At 57.0% G+C, this 23,399-nt stretch carries 24 protein-coding genes; 18 read left to right on the top strand and 6 right to left on the bottom strand.

The features are described from left to right. Positions 1-20 precede the first annotated feature (20 nt). The 4 genes from fur to ybfF all read right to left on the bottom strand — a co-directional run bounded on the left by fur (position 21) and on the right by ybfF (position 2,676). The gene (fur, locus tag ACMGEE_RS06465) at positions 21-464 is read right to left on the bottom strand and encodes a ferric iron uptake transcriptional regulator (RefSeq protein WP_253454897.1); all 444 of its coding nucleotides are present in this window, start codon (positions 462-464) and stop codon (positions 21-23) included. A gap of 348 nt (positions 465-812) precedes the next feature. Then, complete coding sequence (fldA, locus tag ACMGEE_RS06460) at positions 813-1,343, bottom strand: flavodoxin FldA (RefSeq protein ID WP_125288585.1); 531 nt, start codon at positions 1,341-1,343, stop codon at positions 813-815. 141 nt (positions 1,344-1,484) lie between these two features. After that, positions 1,485-1,766 (bottom strand): LexA regulated protein, encoded by a 282-nt coding sequence (ybfE, locus tag ACMGEE_RS06455; RefSeq protein ID WP_125288637.1) that lies wholly within the window; start codon positions 1,764-1,766, stop codon positions 1,485-1,487. A gap of 145 nt (positions 1,767-1,911) precedes the next feature. Then, a complete protein-coding gene (ybfF, locus tag ACMGEE_RS06450; RefSeq protein ID WP_253454896.1) occupies positions 1,912-2,676 on the bottom strand; it encodes an esterase in 765 nt (254 codons plus the stop codon). Between the two features lie 236 nt (positions 2,677-2,912). Between ybfF and seqA the strand changes: the two genes are divergently transcribed. The 6 genes from seqA to ACMGEE_RS06420 all read left to right on the top strand — a co-directional run bounded on the left by seqA (position 2,913) and on the right by ACMGEE_RS06420 (position 9,311). Then, on the top strand, positions 2,913-3,467 hold the full coding sequence (gene seqA / locus ACMGEE_RS06445; RefSeq protein WP_253454895.1) for a replication initiation negative regulator SeqA: 555 nt from the start codon (positions 2,913-2,915) through the stop codon (positions 3,465-3,467). A gap of 24 nt (positions 3,468-3,491) precedes the next feature. Then, positions 3,492-5,132, top strand: a complete 1,641-nt coding sequence (pgm, locus tag ACMGEE_RS06440; protein ID WP_253454894.1) for a phosphoglucomutase (alpha-D-glucose-1,6-bisphosphate-dependent) — start codon at positions 3,492-3,494, stop codon at positions 5,130-5,132. A gap of 475 nt (positions 5,133-5,607) precedes the next feature. After that, entirely contained in the window at positions 5,608-5,814 is a 207-nt protein-coding gene (locus ACMGEE_RS06435; protein WP_253454893.1) for a DUF2517 family protein, read from the top strand. Positions 5,815-6,113: 299 nt separating this feature from the next. Continuing rightward, complete coding sequence (locus tag ACMGEE_RS06430) at positions 6,114-7,070, top strand: YbgA family protein (RefSeq protein ID WP_436829816.1); 957 nt, start codon at positions 6,114-6,116, stop codon at positions 7,068-7,070. A 14-nt stretch (positions 7,071-7,084) separates the two neighbouring features. Then, positions 7,085-8,503 carry a deoxyribodipyrimidine photo-lyase gene (phrB, locus tag ACMGEE_RS06425; RefSeq protein WP_436829815.1) on the top strand — a complete coding sequence of 473 codons (1,419 nt, stop codon included), beginning with the start codon at positions 7,085-7,087 and terminating at the stop codon, positions 8,501-8,503. A gap of 64 nt (positions 8,504-8,567) precedes the next feature. Beyond that, positions 8,568-9,311, top strand: coding sequence for a type 2 GTP cyclohydrolase I (locus tag ACMGEE_RS06420; protein ID WP_301253158.1), 744 nt, complete (start codon positions 8,568-8,570; stop codon positions 9,309-9,311). Between the two features lie 47 nt (positions 9,312-9,358). Here ACMGEE_RS06420 and ACMGEE_RS06415 read toward each other — a convergent pair whose 3' ends face one another. Further along, positions 9,359-9,544 carry a hypothetical protein gene (locus ACMGEE_RS06415; protein WP_253454889.1) on the bottom strand — a complete coding sequence of 62 codons (186 nt, stop codon included), beginning with the start codon at positions 9,542-9,544 and terminating at the stop codon, positions 9,359-9,361. A gap of 144 nt (positions 9,545-9,688) precedes the next feature. Between ACMGEE_RS06415 and pxpB the strand changes: the two genes are divergently transcribed. From pxpB to nei, 7 genes are all read left to right on the top strand, one after another. Next, a complete protein-coding gene (gene pxpB, locus ACMGEE_RS06410) occupies positions 9,689-10,345 on the top strand; it encodes a 5-oxoprolinase subunit PxpB (RefSeq protein ID WP_436829814.1) in 657 nt (218 codons plus the stop codon). Then, the gene (gene pxpC, locus ACMGEE_RS06405) at positions 10,339-11,271 is read left to right on the top strand and encodes a 5-oxoprolinase subunit PxpC (RefSeq protein ID WP_253454887.1); all 933 of its coding nucleotides are present in this window, start codon (positions 10,339-10,341) and stop codon (positions 11,269-11,271) included. The genes pxpB and pxpC overlap by 7 nt, the downstream gene beginning before the upstream one ends. Next, a complete protein-coding gene (pxpA, locus tag ACMGEE_RS06400; protein ID WP_301729835.1) occupies positions 11,261-11,998 on the top strand; it encodes a 5-oxoprolinase subunit PxpA in 738 nt (245 codons plus the stop codon). Before pxpC ends, pxpA begins: the two co-directional genes overlap by 11 nt. 89 nt (positions 11,999-12,087) lie before the next feature. Beyond that, complete coding sequence (locus ACMGEE_RS06395; protein ID WP_436829813.1) at positions 12,088-12,816, top strand: DUF969 domain-containing protein; 729 nt, start codon at positions 12,088-12,090, stop codon at positions 12,814-12,816. Next, entirely contained in the window at positions 12,813-13,805 is a 993-nt protein-coding gene (locus tag ACMGEE_RS06390; RefSeq protein WP_301253179.1) for a DUF979 domain-containing protein, read from the top strand. The genes ACMGEE_RS06395 and ACMGEE_RS06390 overlap by 4 nt, the downstream gene beginning before the upstream one ends. Before the next feature lie 7 nt (positions 13,806-13,812). Continuing rightward, a complete protein-coding gene (gene pcp, locus ACMGEE_RS06385) occupies positions 13,813-14,454 on the top strand; it encodes a pyroglutamyl-peptidase I (protein WP_253454884.1) in 642 nt (213 codons plus the stop codon). Positions 14,455-14,466: 12 nt separating this feature from the next. Further along, a complete protein-coding gene (gene nei / locus ACMGEE_RS06380; protein WP_369894981.1) occupies positions 14,467-15,258 on the top strand; it encodes an endonuclease VIII in 792 nt (263 codons plus the stop codon). Between the two features lie 42 nt (positions 15,259-15,300). Here the strand turns inward: nei and ACMGEE_RS06375 are convergent, their stop codons facing one another. Next, a complete protein-coding gene (locus tag ACMGEE_RS06375; protein WP_253454882.1) occupies positions 15,301-16,581 on the bottom strand; it encodes a citrate synthase in 1,281 nt (426 codons plus the stop codon). A gap of 607 nt (positions 16,582-17,188) precedes the next feature. On the opposite strand from ACMGEE_RS06375, the gene sdhC reads away from it, so the two are divergent. The 5 genes from sdhC (at position 17,189) to sucA (ending at position 23,388) form a co-directional block, all read left to right on the top strand. After that, positions 17,189-17,578 carry a succinate dehydrogenase cytochrome b556 subunit gene (gene sdhC / locus ACMGEE_RS06370; protein ID WP_253454881.1) on the top strand — a complete coding sequence of 130 codons (390 nt, stop codon included), beginning with the start codon at positions 17,189-17,191 and terminating at the stop codon, positions 17,576-17,578. Further along, positions 17,572-17,919 carry a succinate dehydrogenase membrane anchor subunit gene (gene sdhD / locus ACMGEE_RS06365; protein ID WP_125288605.1) on the top strand — a complete coding sequence of 116 codons (348 nt, stop codon included), beginning with the start codon at positions 17,572-17,574 and terminating at the stop codon, positions 17,917-17,919. The genes sdhC and sdhD overlap by 7 nt, the downstream gene beginning before the upstream one ends. A gap of 3 nt (positions 17,920-17,922) precedes the next feature. Then, positions 17,923-19,689, top strand: a complete 1,767-nt coding sequence (gene sdhA, locus ACMGEE_RS06360; RefSeq protein WP_253454880.1) for a succinate dehydrogenase flavoprotein subunit — start codon at positions 17,923-17,925, stop codon at positions 19,687-19,689. Positions 19,690-19,704: 15 nt separating this feature from the next. Further along, positions 19,705-20,421, top strand: coding sequence for a succinate dehydrogenase iron-sulfur subunit (locus ACMGEE_RS06355; protein WP_253454879.1), 717 nt, complete (start codon positions 19,705-19,707; stop codon positions 20,419-20,421). A gap of 159 nt (positions 20,422-20,580) precedes the next feature. After that, entirely contained in the window at positions 20,581-23,388 is a 2,808-nt protein-coding gene (gene sucA, locus ACMGEE_RS06350) for a 2-oxoglutarate dehydrogenase E1 component (protein WP_253454878.1), read from the top strand. Positions 23,389-23,399 lie beyond the last annotated feature (11 nt).

Below are 23,399 nucleotides of genomic sequence, written 5' to 3'. Positions count from 1 at the left end.
CGGTTTTTTTTTGAAATCGATTACTTATCGTGCAGCGTGTCGTCTTCACGGCAGTCGCCGGTGGCGCAGTGGCCGTAAAGATAGAGGCTGTGGTTGCTGAGTTTGATACCGTGCTTCGTCGCAATATCACGCTGGCGGGATTCAATAGACTCGTCGCTGAATTCGATTACTTTGCCGCAGTCCAGGCAGATCAGGTGATCGTGATGCTGCTGCTGGGTCAGTTCAAACACGGACTTGCCGCCTTCGAAGTTATGACGGGTCACGATCCCCGCATCGTCAAACTGGTTCAGAACGCGGTAAACCGTCGCCAGGCCAATCTCTTCGCCCATGTCGATCAGGCGTTTATACAAATCTTCCGCACTGACGTGATGGCACTCTGGTTCCTGAAGCACTTCCAGAATTTTCAGTCGAGGAAGCGTGACTTTCAGGCCGGCCTTCTTTAATGCGGTGTTATTGTCAGTCATGCGGATATTGTCCTGTTACTTTGCTGGTCACTAAGTGGCTGAGAAGCCGTGAGCATCGGTCGACGCAAAAGCTGAGCGTCTCATTATAGAACCGATGCCTTGAAGAAACCACAGCGGAGATGCAAAACCATCAGGGGATGTAAGGATAAGAAGTCGTTACGTCCGGAAAAGCAAGCACCCATTTACGCTGGGTTGTCAGTTCGCTCTGCCTGGTTTTCGGCGCCGCAGAAGCGGAGGCGGAGCAGTGCTATTCTACCGTTTTGACGGTAAAAGTTACAAATATGTATCTATCACTTCTATAGGAAAAACCATTGGCCCGCTGTGGATTCGTACAGCGGGCCAATGCTATCACGCTTCGAGAATATCCTGGAGCTGAAGCTCGTCAGAAATCTGTTTGACCCACTTTTCAACGCGTTCGTTGGTCAGCTCCGGCTGGCGATCTTCATCAATGGCCAGGCCAAGGAAATGGGTATCGTCCGCCAGGCCTTTAGAGGCCTCGAAATCATAGCCTTCTGTCGGCCAGTGGCCGACGATCACCGCGCCGTTAGGCTCGATAATGTCGCGAATGGTGCCCATCGCGTCGCAGAAATATTCCGCGTAATCTTCCTGATCGCCGCAGCCAAACAGCGCGACCAGCTTGCCGTTGAAGTCGATCTCTTCCAGCGTAGGGAAGAAATCATCCCAGTCGCACTGCGCTTCACCGTAGTACCAGGTCGGGATGCCCAGCAGCAAAATATCAAAGGCTTCAAGGTCTTCTTTGCTGCTTTTAGCGATATCATGAACTTCAGCCACCTCTTTACCGAGCTGCTTCTGGATCATTTTTGCAATGTTTTCCGTATTGCCCGTATCGCTGCCAAAGAAAATGCCTACGATTGCCATGAGTTTAATAACCTCTTGAAACTTAATGATATGCGGCGGCTAGCCTGAAAATGTTAAGGGCAATAATAGCAGACAGCAACAGGGGGATAAACGGCTAATCCGCCTGCATTTGTCGCTTTGTGCTTTACCGTAGCGCGTGCTTCAGCGCTCAGGCCTGGCTAACTGCGCCATGACCATCTCTTCTATCAGTTCGCTGCGGCTCATATTACGCTGCTCGGCGAGCTGGTTCAGGGCGTCAACTGCGTCACTGTTCATTTTCAGTTCTACGCGCTTCAGCCCGCGCACTTTATCACGCTTAAGCTGGTTGCGTTTGTTAATGCGCAACTGCTCATCACGTGCCAGTGGATTGGTTTTGGGTCGTCCCGGTCGACGCTCGTCTGCGAACAGATCGATCGTGGTGCGGTCCGTGTTTTCTTTTGCCATAGAATCGTGATACTGAAGGCTGGAGTTCTGATGGATTGAGCCGTTAGCGTTTGCGGCCGGTGCCGTCGACAAATTTTAGCGCGCCATCATACCCCAGCGAAAGTCGCGACGACAATTATTTAGCCTTTTACTGAAACATTTGTTTTCACAGGGCAAAAAAACGGCGGATGGCGCGCAAAACGGCATCAGGTTTCTCGGCATGCGCCCAGTGACCCGCGCCGGTAATCACGTGGGCGCGGGCGGCAGGGAACTGGGCCAGCAGCGCGTCACGATACGCTTCCTGTAGATAAGGCGAATGTTCGCCCCGAATAAACAGCGTGGGATGTGGCCAGGCGGGCAGCGTTTCCCAGCCGATAATCCGATCGTAGTGCTGCCAGAGCGCCGGCACGTTGAAACGCCATTCGCCGTCCTGAAACGATTTAAGCAGAAACTGAATGACGCCTTCTTCCTCTATGGTCTGACGCATCAGCGCGGCGGCTTCGCTCCGGCGGGTAATGCCCGCTTCGCTGACGGCGGCCAGCGCGGCGAAAATCGCGTCGTGATGGCGTTCCCGGTAGGCCACCGGCGCAATATCGATAACCACCAGCTGCCCGACGCGTTCCGGGGCAAGGGAAGCCAGCGTCATGGCGATTTTCCCGCCCATGGAATGGCCTATAATATCAAACCGGTCGGCATCAAGCTCATCCAGCGTTTCCAGCACGTCGCGCGCCATTGCGGCATAGCTTATTTCATCCGACCTCGGCGAAAGGCCATGATTTCGGACGTCCACCTGAATAATGCGGCGATCCGCTTTCAGGTCGCGCGCCAGCACCCCAAGGTTATCCAGGTTGCCGAAAAGGCCGTGAATAAGCACCACGGGCGCGTCAGAAACGGTCGTTTGTTCAGATTGCAGGCGGAAATTCAATTTCATGGCAAACTTCTTACGGAGGAAACGAGGGGTTAGGTTATCATAAAACAGCGATTTTCTGCCGCCGCGACAGACCCGATCTTTTTACGGCATATTCCGACTTTTGTCCGCAATTGGGGCTGGCGCTACAACCCGGCAGGATTTAACTTTATAATCCTCGTGTTAGAGCTGGTCCGTCCGCGCCTGGGTAAAACAGGTCGCTAACCGGCTCTTATCAGCAATAATCGTACTGGATCAAGATGAAAACTATTGAAGTCGACGAAGAGCTCTACCGTTATATCGCCAGCCACACTCAGCATATTGGTGAAAGCGCCTCCGACATTTTACGTCGTATGCTGAAATTTTCTGCTGGTCAGGCAGCGCCGAAGGCACCTGCTGTTACGGCTGCGCCCGCGCCTGTCGCCAGCGTACAGGAAACCGTGGTGAAAGAGACGTCTCGCCCGCAGGATCGCGTTCGCGCCGTGCGCGAGCTGCTGCTGTCGGACGAGTATGCGGAGCAGAAAAAAGCGGTAAACCGTTTTATGCTGATCCTGTCGACTTTATACAATCTGGATCCCAAAGCATTTGCCGCGGCGACCGAGTCACTGCATGGTCGTACGCGCGTCTACTTTGCAGGCAATCAGCAAACCCTGGTACAGAACGGCACCCATACCAAGCCGCAGCATATTCCCGGCACGCCGTATTGGGTGATCACCAACACCAACACAGGCCGTAAACGCAGCATGATTGAACATATCATGTCGTCCATGCAGTTCCCGACGGAACTGGCGGACAAGGTTTGCGGCACACTCTAAACACAGCGTCAGGGAGAAGCGCCAATGGCCAGTCACCCCCGTGCCGGGCAGCCAGCACAGCAGAGCGATTTGATTAACGTTGCACAATTGACCTCGCAGTATTACGTCCTGCAGCCGGAAACAGGCAACGCGGAACACGCGGTGAAATTCGGCACGTCCGGCCATCGCGGTAGCGCAGGCCGACAGAGCTTCAACGAGACGCACATTCTGGCTATCGCGCAGGCGATTGCGGAAGAGCGCAAAAAGAACGGCGTTACCGGCCCTTGCTACGTGGGTAAAGATACGCACGCGCTGTCCGAACCGGCGATTATTTCCGTACTGGAAGTGCTGGCGGCGAACGGCGTGGATGTGATTGTACAGCAGGACAACGGCTACACGCCGACGCCTGCCATCTCTAACGCTATCCTTGAGCACAACAAAGCGGGCGGCGCGCAGGCTGACGGCATCGTTATCACGCCTTCGCATAACCCGCCGGAAGATGGCGGCATCAAATACAATCCGCCAAACGGTGGCCCGGCCGATACTAACGTCACTAAAGTGGTGGAAGATCGCGCTAACCAGCTGATTAAAGACGGCCTGAAAGATGTTAAGCGCATGGCGCTGGACGAAGCCTGGGCAAGCGGCCATCTGCAGGAAAAAGATCTGATCCAGCCTTATATCGAAGGTCTGGCGCAGATCATCGATATTCCGGCTATTCAGAAAGCGGGCCTGAAAATCGGCGTCGATCCGCTTGGCGGCTCCGGCATCGCCTACTGGCAGCGTATCGCGGAATATTACAATCTGGATCTGACTATCGTTAACGATTCGGTCGACCAGACGTTCCGCTTTATGCACCTGGATAAAGACGGCGTGATCCGTATGGACTGTTCATCCGAAAGCGCGATGGCGGGCCTGCTGGCGCTGCGTGATAAGTTCGATCTGGCGTTTGCCAACGACCCGGACTATGACCGCCACGGCATCGTTACGCCTGCGGGCCTGATGAACCCTAACCACTACCTGGCCGTTGCTATTAACTATCTGTTCCAGCACCGTCCGCAGTGGGGCAAAGAGGTTGCCGTCGGCAAAACGCTGGTCTCCAGCGCGATGATCGACCGCGTGGTCAACGACATCGGCCGTAAGCTGGTGGAAGTGCCGGTAGGGTTTAAATGGTTCGTTGATGGCCTGTTCGACGGCAGTTTCGGCTTCGGCGGCGAAGAGAGCGCGGGCGCTTCCTTCCTGCGCTTTGACGGTACGCCTTGGTCAACGGACAAAGACGGTATCATCATGTGCCTGCTGGCCGCCGAGATCACCGCTGTGACCGGTAAAAATCCGCAGCAGCACTATAACGAGCTGGCGGAGCGCTTTGGCGCACCAAGCTATAACCGTCTGCAGGCTTCTGCGACCTCCGCGCAAAAAGCGGCGCTGTCGAAGCTGTCGCCGGAAATGGTCAGCGCCGATACGCTGGCGGGCGATCCTATCACCGCTCGCCTGACGGCGGCGCCAGGCAACGGCGCATCAATCGGTGGCCTGAAGGTGATGACCGAGAACGGCTGGTTCGCAGCGCGTCCGTCCGGTACGGAAGACGCCTACAAAATCTATTGCGAAAGCTTCCTGGGTGCCGAGCACCGCGAGAAGATTGAAAAAGAAGCGGTAGAAATTGTTAGCGAAGTACTGAAAAACGCCTGATATCAGGGCTGAAAATAAAAGGCGCTAATTTATTAGCGCCTTTTTTATATTCCAATTTTGCCTGTTTCAGCATGTCCCGAATAATTCAGCCGATTTTAAAGCTGTGAACTTCCCTTATTCGTATACCCAAGCCGTCTGTTCCGGGAGTGGCTGCAACAAACAGGGCGCAGTGATAAAACAGCATCAAGCTTAAACAGTTGAACAATAATGCATTTACCCTGTACAAAACTGCTTAAACCCCTTCAGGCAGTGGCCATGCGGCTACAGGCTTGCTGCAACGGCGCGGGGCGGTGGTTATGGCCATATTTAAACAGATGCAATGTAACGCAGTTGTTATTTATTTAATTTAAATTAACTTTAATTTAACTTATTGCCTTTGCCCGGATAATTTTTAATTTAATCTGGTCGGATGAGTGGTAAATATATCGCCAGATCGGTATTATTTTAGCCAGACTTTTACTTTTCCGGAGGGCGTATGAATCTCTATCATCAATACTCGCTGCCTCATCTTCTACTGCGTCGGCTGGCAACGCTTGCGGTCGGTGTTGTCGCGCTGCCTTTTATGCTTTTTTATCGCGACCGCTCGCGCTTTTACAGCTACCTGCATCGCTGCTGGTGCAAAACCAGTACGCAGCCCGTGTGGCTGGCGCAGGCGGAAAGGGCCGCTGCCGATTTTTATTAATCGCGCCCGCATGCTTTAACGCCGCCTTATCCTCATGCTTTAGATTTTTCTTAATGCTCCGGTTTCGGGGCATGCTTCTTATCTTTCCACCGCCTTCAGACCGCTGTTAATGCCCCGTTTTAGGGGCATTTTTCTTTTCTTCCTGCCGCTTTGCCTTGTTCCGTAAGGTTTTTCGTGGGCCGGCCTTTTTTCGATAAATCACCGGTAGCAATTCTTTCCATAAAGTTGTACAACTTATTTTGTCTTGTACAGATTTAACCGCTACACTTAATGATGAAAGTAGCGAAGGGGAGAAAGGTATGAGTGAGAAAATTCCGGTAGGCATCAGCGCCTGCCTGCTTGGCGACAGTGTCCGCTTTGATGGCGGCCACAAACGTTGCGCCTTTGCCGCCGAAGATCTGGCGCCTTTTATGCGTTATGAACCGGTTTGCCCGGAAATGGCGATTGGTCTGCCCACGCCGCGTCCGGCCCTGCGCCTGACCGAAACGGCCGAAAATAGCGTTGAGCTTTGCTTCAGCAACGGGAAAGGCGATCCGCTGACCCAGGAAATGCAAAGCTTTTCCGAGAAAAAAATCGCCAGCCTGCATCACCTTTGCGGCTACATCGTCTGCGCCAAATCGCCCAGCTGCGGCATGGAGCGGGTGCGCGTCTACCAGCCAGAAAATAACAACAACCGTAAAGAAGGCGTTGGCATCTTTACGCGTGAACTGATGAAGCAAATGCCGTGGCTGCCGGTCGAAGAAGACGGCAGGCTGCACGATCCCGTGCTGCGCGAGAACTTTGTTGAGCGCATTTACACGCTGCATGAATTTAACCAGCTGTGGCGCAGCGGCCTGACGCGCGGCAAGCTTATTGCCTTTCACAGCCGCTATAAGCTAACGCTGCTGGCGCATTCACAGCCGGAATATCGCGAGATTGGTCGCTTTGTGGCGGCTATTGAGCAGTGGCCTTCACTGGAAGCCTTTGCTTTTGAGTATCGTCAGCGCCTGATGGATCTGCTGAAGCATAAAGCCACGCGCGGCAACCACACTAATGTGATGATGCACGTACAGGGCTATTTCCGACCGCAGCTGAACGCCAAACAGCGCGAGGAGCTGACCTCGCTGATCGATCACTATCGTCAGGGCTTACAACCGCTGCTGGCACCGATGACGCTGCTCAAACACTATATGTTGGAATATCCCGATCCTTACCTTACCCAGCAACGCTATTTTGAGCCTTATCCGGAAGCGCTTCGCCTGCGTTACGGCCATTAATTACAGGGAAAGCTATGGCCACCCATCTGGTCTGGATGCGCAACGATCTGCGCATCCACGATAATTACGCGCTTTATGCAGCCTGCAGCGAGGTTAATGCAGAAGTGCTCGTCCTCTATATTGCCACGCCAAAACAGTGGCAATCGCATGATATGTCACCGAAGCAGGCCGCTTTTATTTATCAAAGCCTGCACGATGTCCAGGGCGCTTTGGCAGAAAAAGGCATCCCGCTGCACTATTTACAGCGCGATGATTTTTCCGCCTCCGTTGAAGCGCTGAAAGATTTCTGCCGTGAGCATCATGTCGACAGCCTGTTTTATAACTATCAGCACGAAGTCAACGAGCGCCAGCGCGATGCGCAAGCGGAACGCGAACTGAGCGAGCTGGATATAGTTGTGCAGGGCTTCGATGACGGTCTGCTGCCGCCCGGCAGCGTGCTGACAGGCAATCGGGAAATGTTTAAAGTCTTTACGCCATTCAGCAAAGCTTTTGTTCGCCGACTGCATGAAGGGATGCCGGAATGCGCGCCCGCGCCCAAACCGCGCGCTCAGGCGCCGCTGGAAAAACTACCCGCTCTGGAACCATTTGATTATCCGCAGGAAGATTTTAATACCGACCTTTTTCCCGTAGGGGAGAAAACGGCTATCCAACGTCTGCGCGAGTTCTGTCAGCAGCCGGTCGCGGAGTATGCGGCCAGGCGAGACACGCCGGCCATTGACGGCACAAGCCGCCTGTCCGTTTATCTGGTTACCGGGGTGCTGTCGCCGCGCCAGTGCCTGCATCGCCTGCTGCGCGAGCATCCCGACGCGTTAGAAAACGACAAAATATTCAGCTGGTTTAACGAGCTTATCTGGCGCGAGTTCTACCGGCACCTGATTGTCGCCTGGCCCGCGCTGTGCAAACATCAGCCCTTTATCAGCTGGACAAAAAAGGTGCAATGGCAGCGCAATGATGACCAGCTGGCCGCCTGGCAGCAGGGCAAAACCGGTTATCCGATAGTGGATGCCGCTATGCGGCAGCTGAACAGTCTTGGCTGGATGCATAATCGCCTGCGGATGATTACCGCCAGCTTCCTGATTAAAGATCTGCTGATCGACTGGCGGATCGGCGAACGCTATTTTATGTCACAGCTGATCGACGGCGATCTGGCGGCGAACAATGGCGGCTGGCAGTGGGCCGCTTCCAGCGGCAACGACGCGGCGCCTTACTTTCGCATCTTCAATCCCACTACGCAGGGCGAACGTTTTGATAAAAAAGGCGAATTCATTCGGCAATGGCTACCGGAACTGAAGGCGGTGCCCGTTCAGCATATTCACCAGCCGCATGAATGGGCGCGGAAAAACGGCGTTCAGCTCGATTATCCTCACCCCATCGTTGACCACAAAGAGGCCCGCAAACGTGCGCTGGCGGCCTACGAGGCGGCAAGGAAATAGCCGCGCGTTTTGCCGCCCTCTGTTAAAGTAGCCGCATTGAGAACGGCAAAAGAGTGTACGCCCTATGCAAAACAGTGAATTAGAAAACATCGTTAACCAGCAGCTGAATACCGCGAGCTTCAGCGACTATGCGCCGAACGGTCTTCAGGTAGAAGGGCGCGAGCAGGTACAGAAAATCGTTACCGGCGTGACCGCCTGTCAGGCGCTACTGGATGAGGCCGTACGTTTACAGGCGGACGCGGTGCTGGTGCATCACGGCTATTTCTGGAAAAGCGAAGCGCCGGTGATTAAGGGCATGAAGCGCAACCGGCTGAAAACGCTGCTGGCGAACGATATCAACCTTTACGGCTGGCATCTGCCGCTGGACGCGCATCCCGAGCTGGGCAATAACGCGCAGCTGGCGAAACTGTTTGGGATTGAGGTCAAAGGCGAAGTGATGCCGCTGGTGTTCTGGGGCGAGCTGCAGGAGCCGCTGACGGGCGAGCAGCTTGCCGCACGCATTGGCCAGACCCTGCATCGCGACCCGCTGCACTGCGGCGATAACGCGCCAGCGCTGATCCGCAAAGTGGCGTGGTGCTCCGGCGGCGGCCAGGGTTTTATCGACGCGGCGGCGGCATTCGGCGTGGACGCGTTTATCTCCGGCGAGGTTTCCGAGCAAACCATTCACAGCGCGCGCGAGCAGGGCCTGCACTTTTTTGCGGCCGGACATCATGCTACCGAGCGCGGCGGTATCAAGGCGCTGGGTGAATGGCTGGCGGCACAGCATGGCCTGGACGTCACCTTTATCGATATCGACAACCCCGCCTGACAGCAGACAGGCGGCCCCGGTGGCCGCCTGTTAACCTCAACGCACGCTTAAGGGTAGGGCGCGACTGAGATCACCGTAAACTCTGCCGCGCCGTGATGCTTCGCAATATCCTGGCGCACCGCGTCCTGTACGGCTTCCTCTGTCGGTTCGCCCTCGCTTTCCAACAGCACTTCTTCGGAATGCAGATGGCCTTCGGCCTGATGTTCGTAATGAATTTTGAATGTCGTGCTCATCGCTACCTCCTTTATGCAGAAACCGTAATAGTAGCCACTGTGTCGCGCCTGGCTAATCGATTATTGACACTTCTCTGACATTTCCGCATAACTGTTTCTTCTTTCTGGAAAACGGTGGCCTTATCAACGGGCCGGGAGAGTGTTTTGCAACGAGCACGTTGTTACCTTTCAGGTGAGCGCGCGGTAGTGCTTGAGCTGGAACCCCCTGTCTCTCTCAGCAGCCAGCAGCGTATCTGGGACCTGTCAGCGCGCCTGACCGGCCGGCCGGAAGTCACGGAAGTCATTCCCGGCATGAACAATATCACGGTGATTTTAAGCAACCCGCAACAGCACGCGCTGGACGCCATCGAGTGGCTCCAGGGCTGGTGGGAAACAAGCGAAGCGCTGGTGCTGGAAACGCGGGATATCGCCATTCCCGTTATCTACGGCGGCGCAGCAGGGCCGGATCTGGACGAGGTGGCGCGTCAAAGCGGACTGACGCCGCAGCAGGTGGTGGAAGCCCACGCGGCGGGGCGCTATACCGTTTATTTTATCGGCTTCCAGCCCGGTTTCCCTTACCTGGCGGGCCTGGACGAGCGGCTGCATACGCCCCGGCGGGCGGAGCCGCGCCTGAAGGTGCCGGCCGGATCCGTGGGCATCGGCGGTAGCCAGACGGGCGTTTATCCGCTTGCCGCGCCGGGCGGCTGGCAGCTAATTGGCCAGACGAGTATCGCTCTGTTTACGCCTGAACAGCAGCCGCCGACGCTTTTACGTCCCGGCGACCAGGTACGCTTTATTCCGCAAAAGGAGGGCCTGTGCTGAATATTATTCGGGCTGGCATGAGTACCACCTTACAGGACGCAGGCCGTATCGGCTGGCGTCAGTTCGGCGTCAGCAGCGGCGGCGCGCTGGACTATCCGGCAATGGCGACGGCCAACCTGCTGGTCGGCAATGAGCAGAACAGCCCGGTGCTGGAAATTACGCTCGGCCAGTTCTGCGCGGAGTTTACCCGGGACGGCTGGATGGCGCTGACGGGCGCGGGCTGTAGCGCCGAGCTGGACGGCAAACCGGTGTGGACGGGCTGGCGCCTCGCCGTACGCAAAGGATCGCGCCTGACGTTGAAAATGCCGCAGCGCGGGATGCGCAGCTACCTGGCGCTGGCTGGCGGTTTTGCCGCCGTGCCCGTGCTCGGCTCCTGCAGCACCGATTTGAAAACGGGCCTGGGCGGCTTTGCGGGACGGCAGATTGAAGACGGCGACAGGCTGCCGCTGGGCGAACCCGCGCGCACATTCAGCAAACCGGCGGGCGTGCGCCAGCTGCTGTTTGGCAACCGCGTTCGCGCGATGGCCGGCCCGGAATACCACGAATTCAGCCGCGAAAGCCGGGAGCTGTTCTGGCGGACGGGATGGCAGCTCAGCCCGCAGAGCAACCGTATGGGCTATCGCTTACAGGGCCGCGCGCTGGTGCGCGAAGCCGGGCGCGATATGCTGTCGCACGGGCTGATCCCCGGCGTGGTGCAGGTGCCGCCTAACGGCCAGCCGATTGTGCTGATGGCGGATGCGCAAACCACCGGCGGCTACCCGCGTATCGCCTGCGTGATTGAAGCCGATCTCTATCATCTGGCGCAGATCCGTCTGGGCGAGCCGATCCATTTTGTGCACTGCACACTGGAAGAAGCGCTGCAGGCGAAGCGCGAGCGCGATCGGGTACTGGAACAAATGGCATGGGGATTAGCGCATGAAAATTGATTTAAACGCCGATTTGGGTGAGGGCTGCGGCAACGATCGCGCCTTATTACAGCTGGTTTCCTCGGCCAATATCGCCTGTGGTTTTCACGCGGGCGACGCGGAAACCATGCGGCAGTGCGTGCGCTGGGCGCTGGAGTATGGCGTGGCGATTGGGGCGCATCCCGGCTTTCCCGATCGCGAAAACTTTGGCCGCACGCGTATGGCACTGCCTGCTGAAACGGTTTATGCGCAGACGCTTTATCAGATTGGCGCGCTCCAGGCTATTGCCCGCAGCGAAGGTGGCAAGGTAACGCACGTGAAGCCGCACGGGATGCTTTACAACCAGGCCGCTGAGGACGCCTCGCTGGCGGAAGCTATCGCGCAGGCGGTCAGGGCTGCCGATCCGCACCTGATCCTGGTGGGGCTGGCGGGCAGCGAATCTGTTCGCGCCGCTAAATCAGCGGGCCTGACCACCAGAGAGGAGGTTTTTGCCGATCGCGGCTATCAGGCGGACGGTTCGCTGGTGCCTCGCTCGCAGCCCGGCGCGCTGATAGAGAGCGACGAGCAGGCTATTGCACAAACGCTCGCGATGGTGCAGCGGGGGAAAGTGCGGGCCGTCAGCGGCGAATGGGTCAGCGTCAATGCCCAAACCGTATGCCTGCACGGCGACGGTGCCCATGCGCTGGCCTTTGCCCGCCAGCTCCGTGAGGCGTTCGCCGCACGAGATATTGCAGTCAGCTACGGCTGACGTATCGCTACGGACGGCCCGCTTGCCTGGCCGTCTCCCTTATTGCTCCTGCACGCAGCGGGAAGCTTCAGCCTTTATCAGGAGGATAAATGGATCCTGTCGTTAATCTCTGGCCGCTGGCCGGCATCGCTGCCATCGTGGTTGGTTTTCTACTGCGCTTTAACCCGGTGCTGGTGGTGCTGGCCGCCGGTTTAATCACCGGGCTGGCGGCAAAAATGCCGATCGGCGATATTCTGGAAAAACTGGGCTCTGGCTTTCTCAATACCCGCAACCTGCCGCTGATCCTGCTGTTGCCTTTAGTGGTGATAGGCCTGCTGGAGCGCCACGGGCTGAAAGAGCGCGCCCAGGCCTGGATTGCGCAGATCAAAAGCGCTACGGCGGGAAGATTGCTTATTGTCTACCTGCTGGTGCGTGAGCTGACGGCGGCGATGGGGCTGACCAGCCTGGGCGGCCATCCGCAAATGGTGCGTCCGCTGCTGGCGCCGATGGCGGAAGGCGCTACCGAAAATCGTTACGGTGAGCTGCCGCCGGAAGTGCGTCATCGCCTGCGCGCTATGGCGGCGGCGACCGATAACGTCGGGCTGTTTTTCGGCGAGGATATCTTTGTCGCTTTTGGCGCCATCATCTTTATGCATAATTTTATGCAGCAGTCGGCGGGCATCCAGACCGATCCGCTACAGATAGCGCTCTGGGGCATCCCGACCGCCGTTTGCGCTTTTCTGATCCACGCCTTTCGCCTGCGTCGCCTGGATAAAACCCTGGCGGCAGAGCTTGCCGCGCTGAATGCGCAGGCGCAGAAAGCCAAAGGAGGGCGCTGATGTTTCAGCAACAGTATCTTTACTGGCTGGCGGGTTTGATCCTGCTGGTGGTCGCCGTGATGTCCTGGCGAGACAAAGCTAATCCGCGTCGTCTGACTACCGGCCTGTTCTGGGCGCTCTACGGCCTGGTTTTTCTGGTCAGCGACGGGGCATCGGCATGGTTCGGCGCGCGTTCGCTCCATATTGCTATCGGCGTGGTGGTGGTGATTATGGCGCTGATTGCCGGTCTGGGCGGCGTAAAGCTGGGCTCCTACCATCAGCGCAGCCATCAGGAGCGCGAGGCGAGCGCCAAACGCCTGCGCAACCGGCTGTTTCTGCCTGCGCTGGCCATCCCGGTGGTTACGGTTGTCGGCGTGCTGCTGTTTAATAATTTGCCGGGCGCACGGGTAGCGCTGTTTGGGGAAGGCAATCAGGCCACGCTGGTCACGCTTTTCTCTATGATGGTTGGCTGCGTGGTGGGCTGGCTGATCGCGCTGAAAATGACGCATGAAGCGCCCGCGCAGTCCGTACAGGAAGCGCGCCGCCTGCTTGATGCTATCGGCTGGGCCTTTATTCTGCCGCAGATCCTCGCCACGCTGGGCCTGCTGTTTACCACCGCCGGGGTGGGCACGGCGATTGCGCATCTGACGGAAACTTACCTTGCCGTGGACAACCGTTTTATCGCCGTAGCGGCCTACGCTACAGGCATGGCGCTGCTGACCATGATTATGGGCAACGCCTTTGCGGCTTTCCCTATCGTCACTGCCGGTATCGGCATCCCGATCCTGGTCTTGCAGCACCACGGCAACCCGGCCGTGATGGCGGCGATCGGCATGTTCTCCGGCTATTGCGGCTCGCTGATGACGCCAATGGCCGCCAACTTCAATATCGTACCCGCCCGGCTGTTGGAGCTGCCCGATCGTAATGCGGTGATCAAGGCTCAGATACCGACCGGCGTGCTATTGTTAATAACCAATATTTTTCTTCTCTGGTTTCTGATGTTTCGGTGAGGCGGCAATGAAAACAGTATTAATGGCGGCGTTTGAGCCATTCGAGGGCGAGCTGGTCAACGCCTCCTGGGAAGCGGTCAGCCAGCTGCATGAAAGAATGATCTGCGGCGCGCACGTGGTGGCGAAACAGCTGCCTTGCGTATTTGGTGAATCGCTTCAGGTATTAAACGACGCGATGGATGAGCTGGAGCCGGAGCTGGTGATCGTGGTCGGCCAGGCGAACGGGCGGCCCAATATCACGGTCGAGCGCGTGGCAATTAATATTGACGACGCGCGTATTCCCGATAATGCGGGCAGACAGCCGATTGATGAACGCATCGTTGCGGACGGCCCGGCCGCTTATTTCGCCACGCTGCCGATTAAGGCGATCGTCGAAGGTATCCGCGAGGCGGATATCCCCGCGGCGGTATCCCAAACGGCCGGGACTTTCGTTTGCAATCATGTGCTTTACGGTTTGCTGCATCGCCAGGCGCAGCAGGGCGGTCGCGGTGGGTTTATCCACGTGCCGTATTTGCCGCAGCAGGCGGTAAGGCATCCGGGCGCGGCCAGTATGCCGCTTCAGACGGTGGTGCTGGCGCTGGAGATGGCGCTGAGTATCGCGCTGACCGTGGAAGAGGACAAAAAGCTGGAAGGCGGCGCCACACAATAACAAGGAGGCACCATGCCGGAAGGGCCTGAGATCCGCCGCGCGGCGGACAAGCTGGAAAAAGCCATCAAGGGTAAAACGCTGACCGACGTCTGGTTTGCTTTTCCCCAACTGAAAACCTACGAATCCTCGCTGATTGGCGAAAGGGTAGAGGCGATCGAAACGCGCGGCAAAGCGATACTGACGCATTTCTCCAACGGATTGATCCTCTACAGCCATAACCAGCTTTACGGCGTCTGGCGCGTGATTAAAAGCGGCACCGAGCCGCAAAGCAATCGGGTGCTGCGCGTGAAGCTGGCGGCAGAAGATAAAACGCTGCTGCTGTATAGCGCCTCTGATATTGAACTGCTGACGCAGGATACGCTGGCCGCCCATCCTTTTTTGCTGCGCGTCGGCCCGGACGTGCTGGATATGACGCTGACGGTGGAAGAGGTCAAGGCGCGCCTGCTGTCACCGCGCTTCCGGCGGCGCCAGTTCAGCGGCCTGCTGCTGGATCAGGCTTTCCTGGCGGGTTTAGGCAACTATCTGCGGGTAGAGATCCTCTGGCACGCCGGTCTGGCGCCGCAGCATAAGGCACAGGATTTAGACGAGGCGCAGCTGGACAAGCTGGCGGAAGCGCTGCTGGCCATCCCCCGGCTTTCTTACCAGACGCGTGGCGTGGCAAAAGAAAACAAGCATCATGGCGCGCTGTTCAGCTTTAAAGTTTTTCATCGGGCGGGCAAACCGTGCGAGCGCTGCGGTGGCATCATTGAGAAAACCTCGCTCTCTTCACGGCCTTTTTACTGGTGTCCGGGCTGTCAGACATAAAAAAAGCGCCGCATTGCGGCGCTTCTCATAGCAACGTTAGCCTTATTTGGTCAACGAGTTAAAATCGCGCTGATCGTAGCCGGTGTAAAGCTGACGCGGACGGGCAATTTTAATGCCGTCGTCGTGCATCTCTTTCCAGTGGGCGATCCAGCCGACCGTACGCGCCATGGCGAAGATAACGGTAAACATAGAGGAAGGGATACCCATCGCTTTCAGGATCAGGCCTGAATAGAAATCGACGTTCGGATAGAGTTTGCGCTCGATAAAGTACGGGTCGTTCAGCGCAATATGCTCCAGCTCCATGGCCACTTCCAGCAGGTCATCCTTCATGCCCAGCTCTTTCAGCACTTCGTGACAGGTTTCACGCATTACCGTGGCACGCGGATCGTAGTTCTTATACACGCGATGGCCGAAGCCCATCAGGCGGAAAGAGTCGTTCTTGTCTTTCGCACGACGCAGGAATTCCGGGATATGCTCAACCGTTTTGATCTCTTCCAGCATACGCAGGCAGGCTTCGTTGGCGCCGCCGTGCGCCGGTCCCCACAGGGAAGCGATGCCCGCAGCGATACAGGCGAACGGGTTAGCGCCGGAAGAACCAGCTGTACGCACGGTAGAAGTGGAGGCGTTCTGCTCGTGATCCGCGTGCAGGATCAGAATACGATCCATGGCGCGTTCCAGCACAGGGTTGACCACGTACTCTTCGCAAGGCGTAGAGAACATCATGTTCAGGAAGTTACCGGCATAGGAAAGGTCGTTGCGCGGATAGACGAACGGCTGGCCGATGGAATACTTGTAGCACATGGCGGCCACGGTCGGCATTTTCGACAGCAGACGGAAAGCGGCGATTTCGCGGTGACGCTCGATATTCACGTCCATCGCATCGTGATAGAAAGCCGCCAGCGCGCCGGTTACGCCGCACATGACCGCCATCGGATGGGAATCACGACGGAAGCCGCGGAACAGATGGTGGATCTGCTCGTGGATCATGGTGTGGCGGGTAACGATAGTGCTGAACTCTTCAAACTGCTCTTTGGTTGGCGCTTCGCCATTCAGCAGGATATAGCACACTTCCAGGTAGTTAGAGTGCAGCGCCAGCTGGTCGATAGGGTATCCACGGTGCAGCAGAACGCCTTCGTCGCCGTCGATATAGGTAATTTTGGATTCGCAAGAGGCGGTGGAGGTAAAGCCCGGGTCAAAAGTGAAATAACCTTTAGAACCGAGGCTACGGACATCGATCTCTTCCTGGCCTAGCGTGCCGCTCAGTACGTCGAGTTCGATAGCGTCTTCGCCGGGCAGGTTAAGCGTTGCTTTTTTATCAGCCATTTAAGTCTCCTTAGCGCCTTGTCGATGAATCTATGACATCTGAAACGCCGTTATGTCCACCGCTGCGGGTAAGCAGTATCAACTCTGTGGCATCTTATTACGTGCAGGGTACAGAGTGACGGCGCCTATGGGCCGGAAGGGCACAATCAGGCTTTGTTTAGCAGTTGTTAAAGATTCGGTATGGTCGTAACTTGTTAACCTGATGCTTAATAAGTTTAGCTCACCAATGTTACATAACTTGTGCTTAGGGGAAAGTGTATCCCCATAACTTTTGTGCATCATAGAACTTTTCGCGCTCAGTTTGTAACAAAAATGTTGAAGTTTTGTCAAATCAGATAATTAAATTTGTACAATTTGTGAAAAACGTGAGTGAGATCACTGTTCCATCTATTTTTCACCAAGATGTTTGTAGGGGAATTGTAATGAGATTGTGATCGACCTATACTGCCGCCAGGTCTCCGGAATACCCTGACACCAGGAGCCACCCAGCGTTTTAGCGCCACAATTAACACTGGATGTTGCTGTTTTGGTGCCGGTTCACAGTCCGAATGCTTATGTATTTGGCTGTCACCTTCAGGACCGGAGGAAGCAAAATAAGAAAGGCTCTGTGGGCAAAACCGTGAAAAAACAAAGACCTGTCAACCTGGATCTCTCAACGATCCGGTTTCCCGTTACCGCAATCGCGTCCATTCTCCACCGCGTGTCCGGCGTCATTACGTTTGTTGCCTTGGGCATACTGCTTTGGTTATTGGGCCTGTCGCTGTCGTCGCCCGAAGGCTTTTTGCAGGCGTCTGCCGTTATGCAAAGCTTCTTCGTTAAATTCATCATGTGGGGCATTCTCACCGCGCTGGCGTACCATACCGTCGGCGGGATACGTCATATGTTAATGGATTTTGGCTACCTGGCAGAGACGCAGGTGGTGGGAACGCGTTCGGCGCAAATCTGCTTTGGTATCACCGTCGTGCTTTCAATTCTGGCTGGAGTCCTCGTATGTTAAGCAACGCTTCCGCATTAGGACGCAACGGCGTTCACGACTGGCTGCTGGTGCGCGCCACATCTATTGTGATGACGCTCTACATCCTTTACATCCTCGGCTTTATCGTAATGACGGACACGCTGACTTACGACATCTGGCGCGGTTTTTTTGCCTCCTCCGTAACGAAAGTGTTCACGCTGCTGACGCTGTTCTCCATTCTGATGCATGGCTGGATAGGGATGTGGCAGGTGCTGACAGACTACATCAAACATCTGGCGACGCGTCTGCTGTTGCAGATGGCGATTGTGGTAGTGCTGTTTGTCTATGCGATTTATGGAACCGTCGTTGTGTGGGGTGTGTAAAAAATGAAGTTGCCAGTCAGAGAATTTGATGCCGTCGTAGTCGGCGCAGGTGGTGCAGGTATGCGTGCCGCACTGCAAATTTCCCAATCGGGCCAGACCTGTGCCCTGTTATCTAAAGTATTCCCGACCCGTTCCCACACCGTGTCCGCGCAGGGCGGTATTACCGTCGCGCTGGGCAACAGTCATGAAGACAACTGGGAATGGCATATGTACGACACGGTGAAAGGTTCCGACTATATCGGTGACCAGGACGCCATTGAATATATGTGCAAAACCGGCCCGGAAGCGATTCTGGAGCTGGAGCATATGGGCCTGCCGTTCTCCCGTCTGGACGATGGCCGTATCTATCAGCGTCCGTTCGGCGGCCAGTCGAAAAATTTCGGCGGCGAGCAGGCGGCACGTACCGCGGCAGCGGCTGACCGTACCGGCCACGCGCTGCTGCATACGCTCTATCAGCAGAACCTGAAAAACAAGACCACCATCTTCTCCGAGTGGTATGCGCTGGATCTGGTGAAAAACGCCGACGGCGCGGTGGTCGGCTGTACCGCACTGAATATCGAAGATGGCGAAGTCGTCTACTTTAAAGCAAAAGCCACCGTGCTGGCGACCGGCGGCGCAGGCCGTATCTATCAGTCCACCACCAACGCACACATCAATACCGGTGACGGCGTGGGCATGGCGCTGCGCGCCGGCGTGCCGGTGCAGGATATGGAAATGTGGCAGTTCCACCCGACCGGCATTGCTGGCGCGGGCGTGCTGGTGACGGAAGGCTGTCGCGGCGAAGGCGGCTACCTGCTGAACAAGCACGGCGAGCGCTTTATGGAACGCTACGCGCCTAACGCCAAAGATCTGGCCGGACGCGACGTGGTTGCCCGCTCGATGATGATCGAAATCCGCGAAGGCCGCGGCTGCGAAGGCCCGTGGGGCCCGCATATCAAGCTGAAGCTCGATCATCTGGGTAAAGATGTGCTGGAAGCGCGTCTGCCGGGTATCCTGGAGCTTTCCCGCACCTTTGCCCACGTCGATCCGGTCAAAGAGCCTATCCCGGTTATCCCGACCTGCCACTATATGATGGGCGGCATTCCGACCAAAGTGACCGGCCAGGCGATAACGCTGAACGAGCAGGGCGAAGACGTCGTGGTGCCGGGTCTGTTTGCCGTAGGCGAAATCGCCTGCGTATCCGTACACGGCTCTAACCGTCTCGGCGGCAACTCGCTGCTGGATCTGGTGGTATTTGGCCGCGCGGCTGGCCTGCATTTACAGCAGTCGATGCTGGAGCAGGGCGAGCTGCTGGACGCTACCGATGAAGAGATCGACGCCTCGCTGGCGCGCCTGAACCGCTGGAACAATAACGAAACCGGCGAAGATCCTGCCGAGCTGCGTAAAGCGCTGCAAACCTGCATGCAGAACAACTTCTCGGTATTCCGCGAAGGCGACGCGATGGCAAAAGGTCTGGAAGAGCTGAAAGTCCTGCGCGAGCGGCTGAAAAGCGCCCGTCTGGACGACCGTTCGCCTGACTTCAATACCCAGCGTATTGAGTGTCTGGAGCTGGATAACCTGATGGAAACGGCTTACGCCACCGCGGTTGCCGCCAACTACCGTACGGAAAGCCGTGGCGCGCACAGCCGCTTCGATTACCCGGAACGTGACGACGCAAACTGGCTGTGCCACAGCGTCTATCTGCCGCAGAGCGAAAGCATGACTCGCCGTGAGGTGAACATGGAGCCGAAACTGCGCGCGGCTTTCCCGCCGAAAGCCCGTACCTACTAGTTCGCGGAGCATATGATGAGAATCGAATTTTCAGTTTATCGTTATAACCCGGACGTCGATGACGCGCCGCGGATGCAGGACTACAGCCTGGAGTCGGAAGAAGGGCGCGATATGATGCTGCTGGATGCGCTAATCCGTCTGAAAGAGAAAGATCCGACGCTGGCTTTCCGTCGCTCCTGCCGCGAAGGCGTCTGCGGCTCCGACGGCATCAATATGAACGGTAAGAACGGCCTGGCCTGCATTACGCCGGTTTCCGCGCTCGGCGCGGGAAAACGTAAAATTGTGATCCGTCCCCTGCCTGGATTGCCGGTCATCCGCGATTTGGTAGTAGACATGGGCCAGTTCTACACTCAATATGAGAAAATTAAGCCTTACCTGTTGAATAATGGGCAAAATCCACCGGCTCGCGAGCACCTGCAGCAGCCGGAACAGCGGGAAAAACTGGACGGCCTGTACGAGTGTATTCTTTGTGCGTGCTGTTCCACTTCCTGCCCGTCGTTCTGGTGGAACCCGGACAAGTTTATCGGGCCGGCGGGGCTGCTGGCGGCCTACCGTTTCCTGATCGACAGTCGCGATACGGAAACCGGTGCACGCCTGGATGACCTTAACGATGCGTTCAGCGTATTCCGCTGCCACAGCATTATGAACTGCGTCAGCGTTTGTCCGAAAGGGCTGAACCCGACGCGCGCCATCGGCCATATCAAGTCGATGCTGCTGGCGCGAAGCGCTTAAGCGCAGACCGTCCGGGAGCCTGGCTCCCGGTCGTTTTATCAGGCCGGGTTTTGCTTAAGCGGAACACGGCCGAGGGCAAGCCGCTGACGCGGCGCGGGGCTTAGCTGTTCCGTTACATAATCACGGCAACAAAAAAGCGTAATGCTTTAAGGGATCACAATGCAGAACAGCGCGATGAAACCCTGGCTGGACTCCTCCTGGCTGGCCGGCGCGAATCAGACCTATATAGAGCAGCTCTATGAGGACTATCTGACCGATCCTGACTCTGTCGATGCGGCCTGGAAAACGCTGTTTCAGCAGCTTCCGGGTCACGGAGTCAGGCCAGAGCAATTCCACTCCACCACTCGCGAATATTTCAAGCGTCTGGCGAAAGATGCCTCTCGCTATACCTCTTCCGTCAGCGATCCCGACACCAACGCCAAGCAGGTGAAGGTGCTCCAGCTGATTAACGCCTTCCGCTTCCGTGGCCATCAGCAGGCCAATCTCGATCCGCTGGGCCTGTGGAAACAGGAGCCGGTGCCGGATCTGGATCCCGCGTTTCACGATCTGACCGAGGCCGATTTCCAGGAAACCTTTAACGTAGGTTCCTTCGCCTTCGGCAAAGATACGATGAAGCTGGCCGATCTGTTCAGCCTGCTGCAGCAAACCTACTGCGGCTCGATCGGCGCGGAATATATGCATATCACCAACACCGAAGAGAAACGCTGGATCCAGCAGCGCATTGAATCGGTGGCGGGCCAGGCCTCTTTCTCTACGGATGAGAAAAAAGGCTTTCTGAAACAGCTGACCGCTGCGGAAGGGCTGGAGCGCTATCTGGGCGCGAAATTCCCCGGCGCGAAACGCTTCTCGCTGGAAGGCGGCGATGCGCTGGTGCCGATGCTGAACGAGATGATCCGTCACGCGGGCAAAAGCGGCACGCGCGAAGTGGTGCTGGGTATGGCGCACCGTGGTCGTCTGAACGTGCTGATCAACGTGCTGGGCAAAAAGCCGCAGGACCTGTTCGACGAGTTCTCCGGCAAGCATAAAGAGCATCTCGGCACCGGCGACGTGAAATACCATATGGGCTTCTCGTCCGACGTGGAAACCGAAGGCGGCATGGTGCATCTGGCGCTGGCGTTTAACCCGTCGCACCTGGAAATCGTCAGCCCGGTAGTCATGGGATCGGTTCGCGCCCGTCTGGATCGTCTGGACGAGCCGCGCAGCAGCAAAGTGCTGCCGATCACCATCCACGGCGACGCGGCCGTTACCGGCCAGGGCGTGGTGCAGGAAACCCTGAACATGTCGCAGGCACGCGGCTATGAAGTTGGCGGCACCGTGCGCATCGTGATCAACAACCAGATTGGTTTCACCACGTCTAATCCGCAGGATGCGCGCTCCACGCAGTACTGTACCGACATCGGTAAAATGGTGCTGGCGCCGATCTTCCACGTCAACGCTGACGATCCGGAAGCGGTGGCGTTTGTTACCCGCCTGGCGCTTGATTTCCGTAACACCTTCAAGCGCGACGTCTTTATCGATCTGGTTTGCTACCGCCGCCACGGCCACAACGAAGCCGACGAGCCAAGCGCAACGCAGCCGGTGATGTACCAGAAAATCAAAAAGCATCCGACGCCGCGTAAGCTTTACGCCGACCGTCTGGAAGCGGAACAGGTCGCCAGCCTGGAAGACGCGACGGAGATGGTCAATCTCTATCGCGACGCGCTGGATGCCGGTGAATGCGTGGTGCCGGAATGGCGTCCGATGAGCCTGCACTCCTTTACCTGGTCGCCTTACCTGAACCACGAGTGGGACGAAAGCTATCCGGCGACGCTGGATCTGAAACGCCTGCAGGCGCTGGCCAAACGCATCAGCACCGTGCCGGAAGCGATTGAAATGCAGTCGCGCGTGGCCAAGATCTACAACGACCGCGCCGCGATGGCCGCAGGCGAGAAGCCATTTGACTGGGGCGCAGCGGAAAACCTGGCCTACGCCACGCTGGTAGACGAAGGCATTCCGTGCCGTCTGTCCGGCGAAGATATGGGCCGCGGCACCTTCTTCCATCGTCACGCGGTGATCCATAACCAGGCCAACGGCTCTACCTATACGCCGTTACAGCATATCCATAACGGTCAGGGCACGTTCCGCGTCTGGGATTCCGTGCTCTCTGAAGAAGCGGTGCTGGCGTTTGAATATGGTTACGCCACGGCGGAACCGCGCACGCTGACTATCTGGGAAGCGCAGTTCGGCGACTTCGCCAACGGCGCGCAGGTGGTTATCGACCAGTTCATCAGCTCCGGCGAGCAGAAATGGGGCCGCATGTGCGGTCTGGTGATGCTGCTGCCGCACGGCTATGAAGGGCAGGGGCCGGAGCACTCCTCCGCGCGTCTGGAACGCTATCTGCAACTCTGCGCCGAGCAGAACATGCAGGTTTGCGTGCCTTCCACGCCGGCGCAGGTTTACCACATGCTGCGTCGTCAGGCGCTGCGCGGGATGCGTCGTCCGCTGGTGGTGATGTCGCCGAAATCGCTGCTGCGTCATCCGCTGGCGGTCTCTTCGCTGGAAGAGCTGGCTAACGGCAGCTTCCAGCCGGCGATTGGCGAAGTCGACGATCTCGATCCAAAAGGCGTTAAGCGCGTGGTGCTCTGCTCCGGCAAAGTCTATTACGATCTGCTGGAAAAGCGGCGTAAAAACGAGCAGACCGACGTGGCTATCGTCCGCATTGAACAGCTCTATCCGTTCCCGCACAAAGCGGTGCAGGAAAAACTCCAGCAGTACGCGCACGTGCATGATTTTGTCTGGTGTCAGGAAGAGCCGCTGAATCAGGGTGCCTGGTACTGTAGCCAGCATCATTTCCGTGAGGTAGTGCCGTTTGGTGCTTCATTACGTTACGCCGGTCGTCCCGCTTCGGCCTCGCCGGCAGTTGGCTATATGTCCGTTCACCAGCAGCAGCAGCAAGATCTGGTTAATGACGCGCTGAACGTTAATTAATTAAAGGAAAA

It is taken from the genome of Erwinia artemisiae (genome assembly GCF_051400835.1).
GTDB lineage: Bacteria > Pseudomonadota > Gammaproteobacteria > Enterobacterales > Enterobacteriaceae > Erwinia > Erwinia aeris.
The sequence above is the reverse complement of the archived record's forward strand: the minus strand, read 5'-3'. Positions and strand labels throughout refer to the sequence as shown.